Origin of the sequence: Streptomyces sp. NRRL S-1022 (assembly GCF_000720135.1) — a bacterium.
GTDB lineage: Bacteria > Actinomycetota > Actinomycetes > Streptomycetales > Streptomycetaceae > Streptomyces.
This window is the reverse complement of record NZ_JOIU01000043.1, coordinates 51534-68856: the sequence shown is the minus strand read 5'-3', so window position 1 is coordinate 68856 and position 17323 is coordinate 51534. Positions and strand designations below refer to the sequence as shown.

The following is a 17323-nucleotide window of genomic DNA, read 5'->3' as shown; positions in this document are numbered from 1 at the left end:
CGGGCGGAGCCCGTTGTCGGTGGGCGCCATTAACCTCGTAGGCGTGTCGTCTCTCGCGCTGTACCGCCGCTATCGCCCGGAGACCTTTGCCGAGGTCATCGGGCAGGAGCATGTCACCGACCCGCTGCAGCAGGCGCTGCGGAACAACCGGGTCAATCACGCGTACCTGTTCAGCGGTCCGCGTGGCTGCGGCAAGACGACCAGCGCACGCATCCTGGCCCGCTGCCTGAACTGTGAGCAGGGCCCCACCCCGACCCCCTGCGGCGAGTGCCAGTCCTGCCGGGACCTGGCGAGGAACGGGCCGGGTTCGATCGACGTCATCGAGATCGACGCGGCTTCCCACGGTGGTGTGGACGACGCCCGTGAGCTGCGCGAGAAGGCCTTCTTCGGCCCCGCGGGCAGCCGGTACAAGATCTACATCATCGACGAGGCCCACATGGTCACGCCGGCCGGCTTCAACGCGCTGCTCAAGGTGGTCGAGGAGCCGCCCGAGCACCTGAAGTTCATCTTCGCGACCACCGAGCCCGAGAAGGTCATCGGGACCATCCGGTCGCGCACCCACCACTATCCGTTCCGGCTCGTGCCGCCCGGCACGCTCAGGGACTACCTCGGCGAGGTGTGCCGGCAGGAGGACATCCCGGTCGACGACGGCGTGCTGCCGCTCGTCGTGCGCGCCGGCGCCGGATCCGTGCGTGACTCCATGTCCGTCATGGACCAGCTCCTCGCCGGCGCCGGACCGGAGGGTGTGACGTATGCCATGGCCACCTCCCTGCTGGGGTACACCGACGGCTCTCTCCTCGACTCCGTGGTCGAGGCCTTCGCCACCGGTGACGGGGCCGCCGCCTTCGAGGTCGTCGACCGCGTCATCGAGGGCGGCAACGATCCGCGGCGGTTCGTCGCCGACCTGCTGGAGCGGCTGCGGGACCTGGTCATCCTGGCCGCCGTCCCGGACGCCCTGGACAAGGGGCTCATCGACGCCCCGGCCGACGTGCTGGAGCGGATGCAGGCGCAGGCCGAGACCTTCGGCGCCGCCGAGCTGAGCCGCGCCGCCGACCTGGTCAACGAGGGCCTGACCGAGATGCGCGGCGCCAGCTCCCCGCGCCTGCAGCTGGAACTGATCTGCGCCCGCGTGATGCTCCCCGCCGCCTACGGCGATCAGCGGTCCGTCATGGCCCGCCTCGACCGCCTGGAGCGCGGCATCGGCTTCTCCGCCGGTGCCGGCGCCCCGGCCATGGGGTACGTCCCGGGCCCGGAGGCCCACGGCGGCACCCTCCCGGCGGCCGCCGCTGCCGGTGGGGCGCCCGTGCCGCCCGGTGGCGGCCCCGCGGCGGCACGGGCCGCCGTCCGGGGCACGGGCGCTCCGGACGGTCCGGCCGGCCCCGGTGGTCAGGACGGGCCCGGTGGCCCCGCCGCCCCGGCCGAGCCGGCCCCGGCGGTGCAGCCCGCGCCCGCGGCCTCCGCCGCTCCCGCGCCTACGGCCCCCGCACCTGCCCCCGCCCCCGCGCCAACGGCCCCCGCGTCGGCCGCCGCCCCCACCGCGCAGCCCGCCGCCCCGGCTCCCACTCCCGGCGCCTGGCCCACCGCCGCCCCCGCCGGGGGCGGACGGCGCCCCGGCGGCTGGCCCACGGCCGCTCCGGCGGGCGGCCGGCCGGGCCCGGCCCAGGGACCCGACCGTGCGGCCCCGGCCCAGCCGCCGCAGCCCGCCCCCACGGCCCCCGCCGCCCAGCCCGCGGCCCCCGTTCCCGCCCCCGCCGGCGGTCTCGACCCCCGCGCGCTCTGGCCGAACATCCTGGAGGCCGTCAAGAACCGCCGCCGCTTCACCTGGATCCTGCTCAGCCAGAACGCCCAGGTGACCGGCTTCGACGGCACCACCCTCCAGCTCGGCTTCGTCAATGCCGGCGCCCGCGACAACTTCTCCGGCAGCGGCAGCGAGGACGTGCTGCGGCAGGCGCTGGCCGAGCAGTTCAACGTGCAGTGGAAGATCGAGGCGGTGGTCGACCCGTCCGGTGGCGGCTCCGCCCCGCCCGCGGGCGGCTCACCCGGCTACGGCGGAGGCGGCGGCTACGGCGGCGCGCCCACCGCCGCGCACGGCGGCACCCAGGGCGGCGGCCACGGCAGCGCTCCCGGCGGCGGCTACGGCTCCCCGGCCGCCCCCCGCCCCGCACCCGCCCAGCCGTCGTCCCAGGCCCCCACCGCCCCGAGCGGTGCGGCGGCGTCCGCTCCCGGACCCCGGCCGGCCGCCGCGCCCGAGCCGCCGCCGGTCGCCCCCGAGGACGACATCCCCGAGGACGACGACCCGGACCTGGACGAGTCGGCACTCTCCGGCCACGAGCTGATCGTGCGTGAGCTGGGAGCCACGGTCGTCGAGGAGTTCTCCAACGAGTGAGGGCCTGAGGGCCTCTTTGGAGGAAGCTCCGAGAAACCCGTCTCCCGACCTTCGGCGACCTTGCCATTAGGCTGACCCCGTGAAGGTCCTCGTCATCGGCAGCGGCGCCCGCGAACACGCCCTGTGCCGCTCCCTGTCCCTCGACCCCGACGTCACCGCGCTGTACTGCGCCCCCGGCAACGCCGGCATCGCCGAGGTCGCCGAGCTGCACCAGGTCGACGCGCTCGACGGTGCCGCGGTGGCCGGGCTGGCCACCCGCCTCGGCGCCGAGCTGGTCGTCGTCGGCCCGGAGGCCCCGCTGGTCGCCGGCGTCGCCGACGCCGTCCGCGCGGCGGGCATCCCGGTCTTCGGCCCCTCGGGGGAGGCCGCCCGACTGGAGGGTTCCAAGGCCTTCGCCAAGGACGTCATGGCGGCGGCCGGCGTGCCGACCGCCCGTTCCTACGTCTGCACCACCGCCGAGGAGGCCGCCGCGGCCCTCGACGCCTTCGGTGCCCCCTACGTCGTCAAGGACGACGGTCTGGCCGCGGGCAAGGGCGTCGTCGTCACCAGTGACCTGGAGGCGGCCAAGGCGCACGCCGCCGCCTGCGAGCGGGTGGTCGTCGAGGAGTTCCTCGACGGCCCGGAGGTCTCCCTCTTCGCCGTCACCGACGGCCAGAGCGTCGTACCGCTCCAGCCCGCCCAGGACTTCAAGCGCGCCCTGGACGGCGACGAGGGCCCCAACACCGGCGGCATGGGCGCGTACTCGCCGCTGCCGTGGGCGGACCCGAAGCTGGTCGACGAGGTGCTGCAGACCGTGCTGCAGCCCACGGTGGACGAGATGCGCCGCCGGGGCACGCCGTTCTCCGGGCTGCTCTACGCCGGTCTCGCGATCACCTCGCGCGGGGTCAGGGTCATCGAGTTCAACGCCCGTTTCGGCGACCCCGAGACCCAGGTCGTGCTGGCCCGGCTGAAGACCCCGCTGGCCGGTGTCCTGCTGGCCGCCGCCACCGGCGGCCTCGCCCACCTGCCCCCGCTGCGCTGGAGCGAGGACGCGGCCGTCACCGTCGTCGTCGCCTCGCACAACTACCCCGGCACCCCGCGCACCGGCGACCCGATCACCGGCCTGGACGAGGTGGCCGCCGAGGACGCCCCGCACGCCTACGTGCTGCACGCCGGCACCCGGCAGGAGGGCGGCGCCGTCGTCAGCGCGGGCGGACGCGTGCTGTCCGTCACGGCCACCGGCACGGACCTGACCGAGGCGCGCGAGCGGGCGTACCGGGCGGTAGGCCGGATCCGGCTCGACGGCTCGCAGCACCGCACCGACATCGCGGCGAAGGCGGCGGGGGCCGCGGGCGCCTGAGCCCCGCCGCCTGACCTGCTCGTACGACTCCCAGGCCCCGGATCCACGATCCGGGGCCTGATCTTTGCTGTCTGTCACCCAGCTCTGACCAAAGCCATTCCATCGAGTGAGCAATCGCCCATACGGCTGACGGGGGCCGGGGCCCCAACTAGGGTGCCGCGCAGTGTTCCGGCACTTGGCCCACCGGCATTGCGATGTCGGTGGCGGGTGCCACAGTGGGGGAGTGAGCAAGACCAGGGCAGCACGCGATCGGCAGGGAGGGGGCGAGGTCGGCACGTGACCGGAATCGGTGTGGAGGCGGGCGCGCAGGCCGCGCGCTCCCGGGCCCTCGCCGTCCTGCGGGTCCGGGGCCGGGCGCTGGCCGTGGCCCTGCTGCCCGCGGGCGCCGCGGTGATCCTGCTGACCGGCGCCTCCACCGGCCGTCTCCTCGGCCCGGGCTGGGACGCCGCCCGGTGGATCGTCGGCGTGCTCGCGGTGCTGGTGCTGCTGGCCGCGGCCGCTGTCGGCGTGGTCGTGGCCCGGGCCCGCCCCGCCATGAGCCCCACGGTGCCGATCGCGGAGGACTCCGCCCCGGACCTGTACCGGATGGTGCGCGACCTCGCCGACCGCCTGGACGTGCCGGCGCCCTCGGCCATAGCGCTCACCCCGGACTGCGACAGCTGGCTGGAGGACCGGGCCCATTCGGCCCACGGCCCGCCCCCGCGTCCGGCGCCCGACGAGATAGCGGGCCCGGGCCGCCGCCGCGCCCCGGTCGCGCCGGTCCTCGTCATCGGCTCCCCGTTCCTGTGGTGGATGCGCGTGGGCGAGCTGCGCGCGGTCCTCGCCCCGGTCATCGCGGGTACGGGCCCCTCGGCCCACCCGGACATAGCGGCCGCCCGCCGCTTCGTGCGCGGCCTGGACGCGGCCGTGGCCGTCGCCTCGACCCCGGGCCGCTGTCCGCCGGTGCGCGGACTGTGCGCGGCCCTCGGCTGGGTGGCCCGGCTGCTGCTGCGCGGCTGCCGGGAGCATGCGACGCAGATGGAGCGCGGGGTCGCCGCCGCGGCGGCGGAGCGCGCCCAGGCGGTGGACTACGGGCTGCGGATCGTCGCCCAGGAGCAGGTCGGGCTGGCCTACGCGGGCTGGGACCGGCTGCTGACCAGGGTGGCGCTGCCCGCCTGGCGCATGGGCCGCTGGCCGTCCCGGCTGGACGCGGGCGTGGTCGCGGCGCTCACCGAGCTGTCCCGCCGCGACCGGCTCGCCGAGGGCTTCACCTCCCGGCTAGGCGAGCGCCCCGCCTGCGATCTGCTGGAGGAGCCCGGCACGGTGGACGAGGCCACCTCGCTGCTCGCCGCGCGGCTCTTCCACGGCGGCCCCGCCGAGACCGGACCCGGCTGGGCGCCGGTGGACTGGCAGGCGTATCCGGAGGAGGTCGTCGACCGCACCTGGCGCACCGACGCGGCCCGCCTCCACCGGGTCCTGGACAGTCTGGGCGTCCGTCCCTCCCACACCCCGGCCGGTCCCACCCTGGCCCGGGTCCTGGACCACCTGGCCGAAGAAGACCCCCGGCCCGCCCGCCACGCCGCCGCCGACGACGCCGGCGCCGAGCAGTTTCCCCAGGGGTCGCCCACACCCGAGGACGAGACCCGCACGGGCGGTGCGAACGGGTTCCCGGACGCCGAGGACGAGGCCGAGGGGGAGGACTTCCCGCAGGCGACGCGCAGCGCCGCCCTCGCCGCGGGCCTCAGCGCCGAACTGGCCCGCGAGGGCACGCCGCTCTCCGGCCAGGCCCCCGACAGCCCGCGCTGGGACGACTGCGACGGCATCCTGCCCCCCTTCCCGCTGCAACCCCAGCGCACCGCACGCGAACTCCTCGCCGACCACGTCACGGCGCTGGTGTGCTGCGCGGCCGTGGACACCGCCGGCGCGGCCCCCGCCCTGGACTGGCTGGACGGCCCGTCCCTGCTGCTGGGCGGCGAGCGGGCCGCCGACCTGGCGCCGAGGGTCCGCAGCCTGATCGAGGAGGGGGACCCGGGGCCGCTGCGCGACTGGCTGGCCGCGTCCGGCATACGCCCGGAGAAGCCCGTGAGACTCGTCTGAGCGGGAGACCCCAGGCGCCCCCGGAAGTCCCCGCTTCCCCCGTCGTAACGGAAAGACGACTTCCACTTCAGGTCAATTCGCAACGACTAGTGACCGGGCCCGTGCGTTATGTGATGTGCTGGGACCGACCACGCCTTTGGCAAGCGCAAGCGACATACGACAGCACGACCGAGCACAGTGTGCATCACCGAGACAGGCACGGGGGGCATGAGGGAGGGGAGCGACCATGGCCACGGACCACATCCGCCGCTGGGAGTCCGGAGCACTCGCGCACGCCGTCACGGACCCCTTCGGCCTGGGCCCCGTGCCCTGGCTGCGCGGCAGTGAGACGTACTTCGACGACACCGGCCACGTCGTGCCGTGGTACGTCGACGCCAGCCCGCAGCAGCTCACCGGCAGTGGCCGGGCACGCGTCCCGGCGCCCCGCGCGGCCGGAGCCGGCCCCCGCTCGGCCGACGACGTGCACCGCCAGGTCAAGGGCTTCACGTCCACCGGCGCGGTCGCGCCCGGCGAGGCGATCGACTTCCACATCACGGTCGACCCGCCGCAGGAGTTCAGCGTCGACATCTACCGCATCGGCCACTACGGCGGTGACGGCGCCGCCAAGATCACCACGAGTCCCCGGCTCTCCGGGATCGTCCAGCCCCGGCCGCTGACCGCCGACCGCACGGTCTCCTGCCACCACTGGTGGCTGTCCTGGCGCCTCCAGGTGCCCTCCTACTGGAGCATCGGCGCCTATGTGGCCGTCCTCACCACGGCCGACGGCTACCGCTCCCACGTGCCCTTCGCGGTACGCGACGACCACCCGGCCGACCTGCTCCTGCTGCTGCCGGACATCACCTGGCAGGCCTACAACCTGTACCCGGAGGACGGCCACACGGGCGCCAGCCTCTACCACGCCTGGGACGAGGAGGGCCGGCTGCTCGGCGAGGCCGACGCGGCCACCACGGTCTCCTTCGACCGCCCCTACGCGGGCGCGGGCCTGCCCCTGCACGTCGGCCACGCCTACGACTTCATCCGCTGGGCCGAGCGCTACGGCTACGACATCGCCTACGCCGAGGCCCGCGACCTGCACGCCGGCCGCATCGACCCCACCCGCTACCGGGGCCTGGTCTTCCCGGGCCACGACGAGTACTGGTCGGTGCCGATGCGCCGGGCCGTCGAGGACGCCCGCGACCGGGGCACCTCGCTGGTCTTCCTCTCCGCCAACACCATGTACTGGCAGGTGGAGCTGGCCCCGTCCGCGTCCGGTGTCCCGGACCGGCTGCTGACCTGCCGCAAGCGCAAGGGCCCGGGCCGGCCGGTGCTGTGGCGGGAGATCGACCGGCCCGAGCAGCAACTGGTCGGCATCCAGTACGCGGGCCGGGTGCCCGAGCCGCACCCGCTGATCGTCCGCAACGGCGGCCACTGGCTGTGGGAGACGACCGGCGCGCACGAGGGCGACGAGATCGCGGGCCTGGTCGCCGGTGAGGCGGACCGCTACTTCCCGCGCATCCCGCTGCCCGAGCACGACGAGCGCATCCTGCTCGCCCACTCCCCGTACGCCGACAACGACGGCGTCCTGCGCCACCAGGAGACGTCCCTGTACCGGGCTCCCTCCGGTGCCTGGGTGTTCGCCTCCGGCACCTTCGCCTGGTCCCCGGCCCTGGACCGCCCCGGCCATGTGGACGCCCGTATCCAGCGGGCCACGGCGAACCTGCTGGACCGCATCTGCAAACGCGACTGACCCCCGGGCGCGCCCTATCACCCCCATACGGGAGAATCGAGGCACTTGGTCATAACCACGGGGAGGAACCGTGTCCGGATTCGTAGAAAAGCCCGAGCCGATCGAGGTTCCGGGCCTGGTGCACCTGCACACCGGGAAGGTGCGCGAGCTGTACCGGAACGAGGCGGGCGACCTCGTGATGGTCGCCAGCGACCGCATGTCCGCCTATGACTGGGTGCTGCCCACGGAGATCCCCGACAAGGGCCGGGTGCTCACCCAGCTCTCCCTGTGGTGGTTCGACCAGCTCCGCGACCTCGCCGACAACCACGTCATCAGCACCGAGCTGCCCGAGGGCGCCCCGGCCGACTGGGCGGGCCGCACGCTGATCTGCAAGTCGCTGAAGATGGTCCCGGTGGAGTGCGTGGCCCGCGGCTACCTCACCGGCTCCGGCCTGCTGGAGTACGACGAGTCCCGTACGGTCTGCGGCCTCGCTCTCCCCGAGGGCCTCGTCGACGGCTCCGAACTCCCGGCCCCGATCTTCACCCCGGCCACCAAGGCCGAGGTCGGCGAGCACGACGAGAACGTCTCCTACGAGGAGGTGGCCCGCCAGGTCGGCGCGGAGACCGCCGCCCAGCTGCGCCAGGCCACGCTCGCGGTGTACTCCCGCGCCCGGGACATCGCCCGGGACCGGGGGATCATCCTGGCCGACACCAAGTTCGAGTTCGGCTTCGACGGCGACGCCCTCGTCCTCGCCGACGAGGTCCTCACCCCGGACTCCTCCCGCTTCTGGCCCGCCGACCAGTGGCAGCCGGGCCGCGCCCAGCCGTCGTACGACAAGCAGTACGTCCGTAACTGGCTGACCTCGCCGGCCTCCGGCTGGGACCGCAAGAGCGAGCAGCCCCCGCCGGCGCTGCCGGATCCAGTGGACCGGGGTCTCATCCCGAGCGGACGACGAGGCTCGAACTCGCGACCTCAACCTTGGCAAGGTTGCGCTCTACCAACTGAGCTACGTCCGCAGTGCGCCGTTGCGCGAGAGCAACTATACCCAACCTCGCGCACGTGCGAGACGCACCGCCGCATGACGGTTCTCGACGCCCAGCTTCGAGACGGCCGAGGAGAGGTAGTTGCGCACGGTCCCCGGCGACAGCGCGGCCCGCTCGGCGATCTCCGCGACCGGCGCTCCGTCGGCGGCCAGCTCCAGCACCTCGGCCTCCCGCGCGGTCAGCGGCGAGTCCCCGGCGGAGATCGCGTCGGCGGCCAACTCGGGATCGACGTAACGGTTTCCGGCGTGCACCGTGCGGATGATCTCGGCAAGCCGCCGGGCGCTGACGGTCTTCGGGACGAACCCGCGCACACCGGCGGCGAGCGCCCGCTTCAGATGCCCGGGCCGGCCGTGCCCGGTGACGATCAGCACCTGGCAGCCCGGCAGTTCGGTGCGCAGGGTTGTGGCGACCCTCACACCGTCGGCGCCCGGCATCTGCAGATCGAGCACGGCCACGTCGGGCCGGTGCGCCCGGGCCATGGCCAGCGCCTCGGGCCCGCTCGCCGCCTCCGCGACGACCAGCAGGTCGTCCTCCAGGGACAGCAGCGCGGCCAGCGCACCCCGGATCAGATGCTCGTCGTCGGCGAGCAGCAGCCGTACCGGAGCGCTCACGAGGTGACTCCTTCCACAGTTCTCAGGGGTATGTCCGCCACCAGCCGGAACCGGTCCCGGCCCGCGCCCACGATGCCCGCCTCCAGGGTTCCGTCCACGGCGGCGAGCCGCTCCCGCAGCCCGGCGAGCCCGGAGCCGCCGCCACCGCCGGGCGCCGCGAGCCCGTCGTTCTCCACCGTCAGCACCACATGCCCCGCACGCACCGCGAGTTCCACCTCGCACCGGCCCGCGTCCCCGTGCCGCAGCACGTTGGTGGTCGCCTCGCGCACCACCCAGCCGAGCGCGGACTGCACCTCGGCCGGCAGCCCGCCGGTCTCCGCACGCACCTCGCAGTCGATTCCCGCGGCCGTCAACACACCGTGAGCACCGGCGAGTTCGGCCCCGAGGTCGGCCTCCCGGTATCCGCGCACGACGGCCCGCACCTCGCGCTGCGACTCCTGTGCGATGCGCTGCACCTCGATCATCTGCTCCACGGCCTCCGGCCGTCCCCGCCGGGCCAGTTGCACCGCCAGCTCGCTCTTCAGCGAGATCACCGACAGGTTCCGGCCCAGCACGTCGTGCAGGTCCCGCCCGAACCGCAGCCGCTCCTCGGCGACGGCGAGCCGGGCCTCCGCCTCACGGGCCCGCTCGGCCTCCCACAGCACGGCCAGGGTCCAGGCACCGCAGCGGAAGGCGAGCAGCGAGAACACCGCCTGGAAGGCGACCATCACACCGGTCACGAGGATCCCGGGGCCGTCGCGGTCGGCGAGCCCGACGGCCCCCATGAGCAGCACCGCGAGCAGGGCCGTCCCGCGCAGGAACACCCGTACCGGGACGGTGAGTCCGCAGAGCACGCCGAACGGCAGCAGGGCGGTGCCGATCCCCAGCCGGACCGCCACCGGGTCGGCCGCGTCCAGCGCGGCGAGCGCCACGAGCAGCGCGAGCGCCAGCCCCAGCAGCACGGCCGGGAGGCCGTACGCCCCGGCCGGCAGCCGGGCGCGCCCCAGGTAGTGGTCGAGCGCGGGCCGGGTCAGCCGGTGGGAGACCGCGCACTGCAGGGTCACCACCAGGAGGACCAGGCTGCCGAGGACGAGGGCCACGGGCCGGTGGCCGAGCCCGCCGACCAGGGGGAGCAGCAGCCAGCCGAGCGAGAACAACCAGGTCGTGACGTACCAGGTGGCGACCGTGTACAGCTCGACCCGTTCGGCCTTGCTCCGCTCGCGCCAGTGCCGCTGCTGCCACCGTCGTATCCGCCCCACCACGCCCGCCCCCCGTTCCTCAGCGCCGGGGTTCCCAGCGGAACCACCGTCGTACAGCAAACACCGCCACCACGGTCCAGGCCAGCGTGGCCGCGAGGGCGCCGAACACCTCGTACGCGCTCGTGTGGCCGGTCCAGCCCGCCCGGACGAGCCGGACCGCGGGGGACAGCGGGAGCAGCTCGCAGACGGAGGCGAGCTTTTCCGGCATGACCTCGGTGGGGATCATGATCCCCGAGCCCGTCATCGACACGAACACCAGCGGCAGCGCGGTGACCTGGCCGCTCTCCACGGTCCGGGTGACGGACGCGGTGAGCGCGGCGAGCGCGGCGCTCAGCACCAGCCCGGCCGCCAGCCCCAGCAGGGTCAGGTACGGCGCCCGGGGCGCCCCGGCGTGCAGCAGCACCGCGCACCCGGCGCCCAGCACCAGGGCCTGCGCGAGGCCGAGGATCATGGCGGGCAGGGCGGTGCCGGTGAGGATCTCGGTGTCGGTGAGTTCACCGGTGCGCAGCCGTTTGAGGACGAGTTCCTCCCGGCGGGCGACGTAGGCGTTGACGAGCGAGGAGTAGACGGCGAACAGGAAGGCGAAGCCGACCGCGGCCGTGAACATGGACGCGCCGACGCTGATGCCCTGCTTCGCCAGGTCGACCCCGTCGAGGGCCGGGCGCACGCTGAACGGCAGCGCGAGCGGCGCCAGGAGCGCGGTGAACACGATCCCGCGGTTGCGGGCGAGGAGGGCCAGTTCGGCCCGGGCCAGCGCCCGCAGCCGCCGTACGGAGGGCGTGCCGGTGCGTGGGGCGAGGGTGCTCATGCCGCCGCCTCCTCTTCCCGGGCGATCCCGAGGAAGGCTTCCTCCAGCGAGGCCGAGCGCACGTCCAGCGCGCGCAGTTCGACGCCGGCCCGCTCGGCCCAGGCGAGCACCGCGGTGGCGGTCCGCTGGAGTTCGCGGGTGTGCAGCCGCACCACCCGGCCGTCGCTCTCGTGCCCGCAGACGCCGAGTCCGGCCAGGGGCGGCAGATCGCCGGGGAAGTAGCCGTCGGGCAGTTCGAAGGACATCCGGGCGGGGCGGCCGGCGGTGACCTCGGCCGGCGTTCCGGAGGCGGCGATCCGGCCCCGGTGCAGGATGGCGAGACGGTCGGCGAGGTCCTCGGCCTCCTCCAGGTAGTGCGTGGTGAGCAGCACGGTGGTGCCCCCGTCACGCAGGGCGCGGACCAGTTCCCAGGTGTCCCGGCGGCCCTCCGCGTCGAGCCCGGTCGTCGGTTCGTCGAGGAACAGCACCTCGGGGTCGCCGAGCAGCGCGAGCGCCAGGTCCAGCCGTCTGCGCTCCCCGCCGGACAGCTGCTTGACCCGCACCCCGGTGCTGCCCGCCAGTCCCACCCGTGCCAGCACCTCGGCCTCCGGCCGGGCGCGGCTGGTGCAGCCGGCCCACAGCCGGGCGGTCTCCGCGACGGTCAGCTCGGCGGGGAAGCCGCCCTCCTGGAGCATCACGCCGGTGCGCGGCCGTACGGCGGCCCGTTCGCGGTGGGGGTCGTGGCCGAGCACCCGCACCCGGCCGCCGGCCGGTGCCGCGAGCCCTTCCAGCAGCTCGACCGTCGAGGTCTTCCCGGCGCCGTTGGTGCCGAGCACGGCGAAGATCTCTCCACGTGCCACGGAGAAGGTGATTCCGCGTACGGCCTCGAACCCGCCCCCGTAGACCCGTCTGAGGTCGGTGACCTCCAGTGGACCGGGGTCTCATCCCGAGCGGACGACGAGGCTCGAACTCGCGACCTCAACCTTGGCAAGGTTGCGCTCTACCAACTGAGCTACGTCCGCACTGCTCCCGATCGGCTCCCACCGATCGGTGCGAACACCAGCCTACCTGATCCACAACAGTGGTCGTGTCGGCGGTGCAGAGCGGGTGACAGGAATTGCACACTGCGCCTTCCCCCTGGAAGGGGGATGTTCTGCTACTGAACTACACCCGCACGGTCCTCGGGATCCGGCCTTCCGGCCTCGCCCCTCGGCGTGTCCCAGACATTAGCTGATCAGCAGGGGGGTAGCGCAAGTCGGCTCCCCATAAGACCCGGTATGCCCCAAGTGCACGGTCCTCAGGGCCCCCTGACGGGCCCTGAGGACTCGCCCCTTCGCGGGCTCACTGCGCGGCGGTGAACGCCTCGTAGACCTTCTTCGGGATGCGTCCACGGGCCGGGACGTCCATCTTGTTGGCCTGGGCCCAGGCGCGGACGGCCGCCGGGTCGGGGGCGACCTCCGTCTGCTTGTACGCCTTGCCGGAACGCGACCGCTTGCGGCCGGCCTCGACGTAGGGCGCGAGCGCCTTGCGCAGTTTCCCGGCGTTGGTTTCGTTCAGGTCGATCTCGTACGACTTGCCGTCGAGTCCGAAGGCGATCGTCTCCGCCGCTTCCGAGCCGTCGATGTCGTCAAAGAGAGTGACCACGACCTTTTGCGCCACGAATATCGGTCCCTTCGTGCGGAACGTCGTTACAGCTCAAGGCCGCCGACGTGCCGAGTATCGGCTATTGCCAATTCATTTGTACAGTGCCCGGCAATGCAAAGTGAAGTCCGACTAAATCCGTCCGCGTGTCCGGGCGGCAATAGGTGCGTCGGACGGACTGTGGAACTTTCCCAGAAGTTTTCACGGGCAGGCGGCTTCGACACCCGATCGTGATGCGCCTCACGTACTTTCCTCCAACTCTACCCGCGTAGAAATTTTGTGCGGGTAGTCTGAAGGAACCTGCTCAGCACCACACACCGGGAGTGCCAGTGGCACGCGTCGTAGTCGACGTCATGCTCAAGCCGGAGATTCTCGACCCCCAGGGCCAGGCGGTCCAGCGTGCGCTGCCGCGCCTGGGATTCGAAGGGATCTCGGACGTACGTCAGGGAAAGCGTTTCGAACTGGAAGTTGACGGGCCGGTCGACGAGGCCGCGCTCGCCCGGATCCGCGATCTTGCGGAATCCTTCCTCGCCAACACCGTGATCGAGGACTTCACCGTCCGGGTCGATGAAGTCGCGGAGGCGGCGAAGTGACCGCTCGTATTGGCGTCGTCACTTTCCCGGGCAGCCTCGACGACCGGGACACCCAGCGCGCGATCCGTCTCGCGGGCGCCGAGCCGGTCGCCCTGTGGCACAAGGACAAGGACCTCAAGCAGGTCGACGCCGTGGTGCTGCCCGGCGGTTTCTCCTACGGCGACTATCTGCGGGCGGGCGCCATCTCCCGCTTCTCGCCGGTGATGGAGACGGTCATCGAGCAGGCGAAGGCCGGCCTGCCGGTCCTCGGTATCTGCAACGGCTTCCAGGTCCTCACCGAGGCCCACCTCCTCCCGGGCGGGATGCTCGGCAACGACCACCTCCACTTCATCTGCCGCGACCAGAAGCTGCGGGTGGAGAACGCGGGCACGTCCTGGACCGGCGACTACCGCCAGGGCCAGGAGATCCACATCCCGCTGAAGAACATGGACGGCCGGTACGTCGCCGACGCGTACACGCTGGACAAGCTGGAGGCGGAGGGCCGCGTCGTCTTCCGCTACCTGGACTACAACCCGAACGGCTCGCTCAACGACATCGCCGGCATCACCAACGAGGCGGGCAACGTCGTCGGCCTCATGCCGCACCCCGAGCACGCCGTCGAGCCGCTGGTCGGTACGGGCCGTACCGACGGGCTCCCGTTCTTCACCTCGATCCTCAAGAAGCTGGTGGGCGCATGAGCCGGACGCCTCTGGACACGGTCGAGCACGCGGCCGCGACCCCCGACGTCGAGCTGCCCTGGGCCGAACTGGGCCTGAAGAAGGACGAGTACGAGCGGGTGGTGGAGATCCTCGGCCGCCGCCCCACCGGCGCCGAACTCGCCATGTACTCGGTCATGTGGTCCGAGCACTGCTCGTACAAGTCCTCCAAGGTGCACCTGCGCCAGTTCGGCGAGAAGGCGCCCGAGAGCGACGCCCTGCTCGTCGGCATCGGCGAGAACGCCGGTGTGGTCGACGTCGGCCAGGGCTACGCGGTCACCTTCAAGGTCGAGTCGCACAACCACCCGTCGTACGTCGAGCCCTACCAGGGCGCGGCCACGGGTGTCGGCGGCATCGTCCGCGACATCATCGCGATGGGCGCCCGCCCGGTCGCCGTGGTCGACCCGCTGCGCTTCGGCGCCGCCGACCACCCCGACACCAAGCGCGTCCTGCCGGGCGTGGTCGCCGGCATCGGCGGCTACGGCAACTGCCTGGGCCTGCCCAACATCGGCGGCGAGGTCGTCTTCGACTCCTGCTACCAGGGCAATCCGCTGGTCAACGCCGGTGCCATCGGTGTGATGCGGCACGAGGACATCCACCTCGCCAAGGCCTCCGGCGCGGGCAACAAGGTCATCCTGTACGGCGCCCGGACCGGCGGCGACGGCATCGGCGGCGCGTCGATCCTCGCCTCCGAGACCTTCGACGACGCCAAGCCGTCGAAGCGCCCGGCCGTCCAGGTCGGCGACCCCTTCCAGGAGAAGCTGCTCATCGAGTGCACCCTGGAGGCGTTCAAGGAGAAGCTCGTCGTCGGCATCCAGGACCTCGGCGCGGCCGGTCTGTCCTGCGCCACGTCCGAGCTGGCCTCCAACGGCTCCGGCGGCATGCGCGTCACCCTGGACGACGTCCCGCTGCGCGACTCCACGCTCTCGCCCGAGGAGATCCTCATGAGCGAGTCGCAGGAGCGCATGTGCGCGGTCGTGGAGCCGGAGAAGGTCGGCCGCTTCCTGGAGATCTGCGAGAAGTGGGACGTCATCGCCACCGTCATCGGTGAGGTGACCGACGGCGACCGTCTGGAGATCTACTGGCACGGCGAGAAGATCGTCGACGTCAACCCGCGCACGGTCGCGCACGAGGGCCCGGTCTACGAGCGCCCGTACGCCCGCCCCGAGTGGCAGGACGCCCTCCAGGCCGACGACGCCGGCAAGCTGCCCCGCCCCGAGAGCGCCGAGGAGCTGAAGGCCCAGGTCCTGAAGCTGGTCGGGTCCCCGAACCAGGCGTCGAAGAAGTGGATCACGTCCCAGTACGACCACTTCGTGCAGGGCAACACCGTCCTCGCCCAGCCGGAGGACTCCGGCATGATCCGCGTGGACGAGGAGACCGGTCTCGGCGTCGCCATCGCCACCGACGGCAACGGCCGCTACGCCAAGCTGGACCCGTACACGGGCGCCCAGCTGGCCCTGGCCGAGGCCTACCGGAACGTGGCGACCACCGGTGCCAAGCCGCTCGCCGTCTCCGACTGCCTGAACTTCGGCTCGCCCGAGGACCCGGCGGTGATGTGGCAGTTCGCCGAGGCCGTGCGCGGTCTGGCGGACGGCTGCCGGCAGCTGGGCACCCCGGTGACCGGCGGCAACGTCTCGCTCTACAACCAGACCGGCGAGGTGGCGATCCACCCGACCCCGGTCGTCGCGGTCCTCGGCGTGATCGACGACGTCGCCCGCCGCACCCCGGTCGCCTTCCAGGAGGAGGGCCAGCTGATCTACCTCCTCGGCGACACCCGCGAGGAGTTCGGCGGCTCGGCCTGGTCCCAGGTGGTCCACGACCACCTCGGCGGTCTGCCCCCGGCGGTGGACCTGGAGCGGGAGCGGCTGCTGGCCGAGATCCTGATCTCCGCCTCCCGCGACGGCATGATCGACTCCGCGCACGACCTGTCCGACGGCGGTCTCGTGCAGGCGGTCGTGGAGTCGGCGCTGCTCGGCGGCAAGGGCGCCCGTCTGGTCGTACCCGACGGCCTGGACGCCTTCACCTTCCTGTTCTCCGAGTCGGCCGGCCGCGCCATCGTCGCCGTGCCGCGCTCGGAGGAGGTCCGCTTCAACGACATGTGCGGTGCGCGGGGCCTGCCGGTCACCCGCATCGGTGTCGTCGACGGCGACGCGGTCGAGGTCCAGGGCGAGTTCACCCTCTCCCTCGCCGAGCTGCGCACGGCCCACGAGGAGACGATCCCGGCGCTGCTGGCGTAAGCGGCGCACCGGCACCCGGCCCCGCCCGCTCCGGCAGGCGGGGCCGGGTCGTGCGCACCGGGCCCGGCACCTCAAGTGGGGGACAGCGGCGTACTGTTGGCGGCCATGGAGGTGATCCGACTCTCATGCCACCGGCCAAGAAACGTGCCCGCAGCTACGACCCGGCCAAGACCCGGACCGCGGTCCTGACCCAGCTCGCGAACGTCCGGGAGGCCGTCCGCGGCCTCGGCCCCGAGCAGCTCGACCTGCCCACACGGCTGGGCGAGTGGACCGTGCGGGACCTGATCACGCACATCGGTATGGCGGTCACCGCCGTCCACCGGGCCGTGGAGAAGCCACTTCCGCCGAAGCAGACCGTGACGGTGGCCGAGTGGCCGTTCTCCACCGCGTCGAACGCCGCCGCCATCGACGACTTCACGCGGGGCCTGACCGCCCGCCACCCGGACCCCGGCGCCTACCTCGACGACGTCGACCGCAGCCTGCGCGCCCTGCTGGACGAGCACCCCGGCAGCCGGCTGCTTCAGACCAGCGCCGGCGCGCTGCCGCTGGCCGACTACCTGGTGACCCGCACCGTCGAACTGGTGGTCCACACCGACGACCTGAACGCCGCCGTCCCGGGCCTGGACGTGCCGTACGACCGGCAGACGCTGGCCGCCGCCACCCGGGTGCTCGCCGACGCCCTCGCGCTGAAGGCGCCCGGCGGCTCCACCGAGGTGCGCGTGCCGCCGTACGCCGTCGTGCAGTGCGTCGAGGGGCCCCGGCACACCCGCGGCACCCCGCCCAACGTCGTGGAGACCGACCCGCTGACCTGGATCCGGCTCGCCACCGGCCGCGTGAGCTGGCAGGACGCGCTGGCCGGGGCGAAGGTCAGCGCGAGCGGGGAACGGGCCGACCTCGGGGGGCTGCTGCCCGTCATGGCCTAGCCCCCGCGACACCGGCGGGAACCGGTCGTACCGGGCGCCCGTCGAATCC

13 protein-coding genes, 3 tRNA genes and 1 pseudogene are annotated in these 17323 nt (G+C 73.2%); 9 read left to right on the top strand and 8 right to left on the bottom strand.

The annotated features are described in order from the left end of the window. Window positions 1-43: 43 nt before the first annotated feature. The 5 genes and pseudogenes from IG05_RS0139025 to IG05_RS50790 all read left to right on the top strand — a co-directional run. The gene (locus IG05_RS0139025; protein WP_030348862.1) at window positions 44-2386 is read left to right on the top strand and encodes a DNA polymerase III subunit gamma and tau; all 2343 of its coding nucleotides are present in this window, start codon (window positions 44-46) and stop codon (window positions 2384-2386) included. A gap of 79 nt (window positions 2387-2465) precedes the next feature. Next, window positions 2466-3725, top strand: coding sequence for a phosphoribosylamine--glycine ligase (gene purD / locus IG05_RS0139020; RefSeq protein WP_030348861.1), 1260 nt, complete (start codon window positions 2466-2468; stop codon window positions 3723-3725). 276 nt (window positions 3726-4001) lie between these two features. Further along, window positions 4002-5801, top strand: a complete 1800-nt coding sequence (locus IG05_RS0139015; protein ID WP_030348860.1) for a membrane protein — start codon at window positions 4002-4004, stop codon at window positions 5799-5801. 226 nt (window positions 5802-6027) lie between these two features. Then, window positions 6028-7527 carry a N,N-dimethylformamidase beta subunit family domain-containing protein gene (locus IG05_RS0139010; RefSeq protein WP_030348859.1) on the top strand — a complete coding sequence of 500 codons (1500 nt, stop codon included), beginning with the start codon at window positions 6028-6030 and terminating at the stop codon, window positions 7525-7527. Window positions 7528-7597: 70 nt separating this feature from the next. Next, window positions 7598-8383, top strand: a pseudogene (locus IG05_RS50790) (phosphoribosylaminoimidazolesuccinocarboxamide synthase); the annotation flags it as partial. A gap of 66 nt (window positions 8384-8449) precedes the next feature. On the opposite strand, the gene IG05_RS0138995 reads toward IG05_RS50790, so the two are convergent. From IG05_RS0138995 to IG05_RS0138960, 8 genes are all read right to left on the bottom strand, one after another. Beyond that, window positions 8450-8522 (bottom strand) — tRNA-Gly (locus IG05_RS0138995). A gap of 23 nt (window positions 8523-8545) precedes the next feature. Beyond that, a complete protein-coding gene (locus IG05_RS0138990; RefSeq protein ID WP_030348856.1) occupies window positions 8546-9160 on the bottom strand; it encodes a response regulator transcription factor in 615 nt (204 codons plus the stop codon). Next, window positions 9157-10398: a sensor histidine kinase gene (locus tag IG05_RS0138985; RefSeq protein WP_234336231.1), complete on the bottom strand. Its 1242-nt coding sequence runs from the start codon at window positions 10396-10398 to the stop codon at window positions 9157-9159. The genes IG05_RS0138990 and IG05_RS0138985 overlap by 4 nt, the downstream gene beginning before the upstream one ends. Window positions 10399-10417: 19 nt before the next feature. Then, a complete protein-coding gene (locus IG05_RS0138980; protein WP_030348854.1) occupies window positions 10418-11206 on the bottom strand; it encodes an ABC transporter permease in 789 nt (262 codons plus the stop codon). After that, the gene (locus tag IG05_RS0138975) at window positions 11203-12114 is read right to left on the bottom strand and encodes an ABC transporter ATP-binding protein (RefSeq protein WP_030348853.1); all 912 of its coding nucleotides are present in this window, start codon (window positions 12112-12114) and stop codon (window positions 11203-11205) included. The genes IG05_RS0138980 and IG05_RS0138975 overlap by 4 nt, the downstream gene beginning before the upstream one ends. 20 nt (window positions 12115-12134) lie before the next feature. After that, window positions 12135-12207: transfer RNA gene (locus IG05_RS0138970), tRNA-Gly, on the bottom strand. An 80-nt stretch (window positions 12208-12287) separates the two neighbouring features. After that, window positions 12288-12359: transfer RNA gene (locus IG05_RS0138965), tRNA-Gly, on the bottom strand. Between the two features lie 167 nt (window positions 12360-12526). Further along, a complete protein-coding gene (locus tag IG05_RS0138960) occupies window positions 12527-12844 on the bottom strand; it encodes a histone-like nucleoid-structuring protein Lsr2 (RefSeq protein WP_030348852.1) in 318 nt (105 codons plus the stop codon). Between the two features lie 311 nt (window positions 12845-13155). On the opposite strand from IG05_RS0138960, the gene purS reads away from it, so the two are divergent. From purS to IG05_RS0138940, 4 genes are all read left to right on the top strand, one after another. Then, window positions 13156-13419, top strand: a complete 264-nt coding sequence (gene purS / locus IG05_RS0138955; RefSeq protein WP_014673609.1) for a phosphoribosylformylglycinamidine synthase subunit PurS — start codon at window positions 13156-13158, stop codon at window positions 13417-13419. Beyond that, the gene (purQ, locus tag IG05_RS0138950; RefSeq protein ID WP_030348851.1) at window positions 13416-14096 is read left to right on the top strand and encodes a phosphoribosylformylglycinamidine synthase subunit PurQ; all 681 of its coding nucleotides are present in this window, start codon (window positions 13416-13418) and stop codon (window positions 14094-14096) included. The genes purS and purQ overlap by 4 nt, the downstream gene beginning before the upstream one ends. Then, on the top strand, window positions 14093-16351 hold the full coding sequence (gene purL / locus IG05_RS42885) for a phosphoribosylformylglycinamidine synthase subunit PurL (protein WP_037815621.1): 2259 nt from the start codon (window positions 14093-14095) through the stop codon (window positions 16349-16351). The genes purQ and purL overlap by 4 nt, the downstream gene beginning before the upstream one ends. 125 nt (window positions 16352-16476) lie before the next feature. Beyond that, window positions 16477-17274 (top strand): maleylpyruvate isomerase family mycothiol-dependent enzyme, encoded by a 798-nt coding sequence (locus IG05_RS0138940; RefSeq protein WP_030348850.1) that lies wholly within the window; start codon window positions 16477-16479, stop codon window positions 17272-17274. Window positions 17275-17323 lie beyond the last annotated feature (49 nt).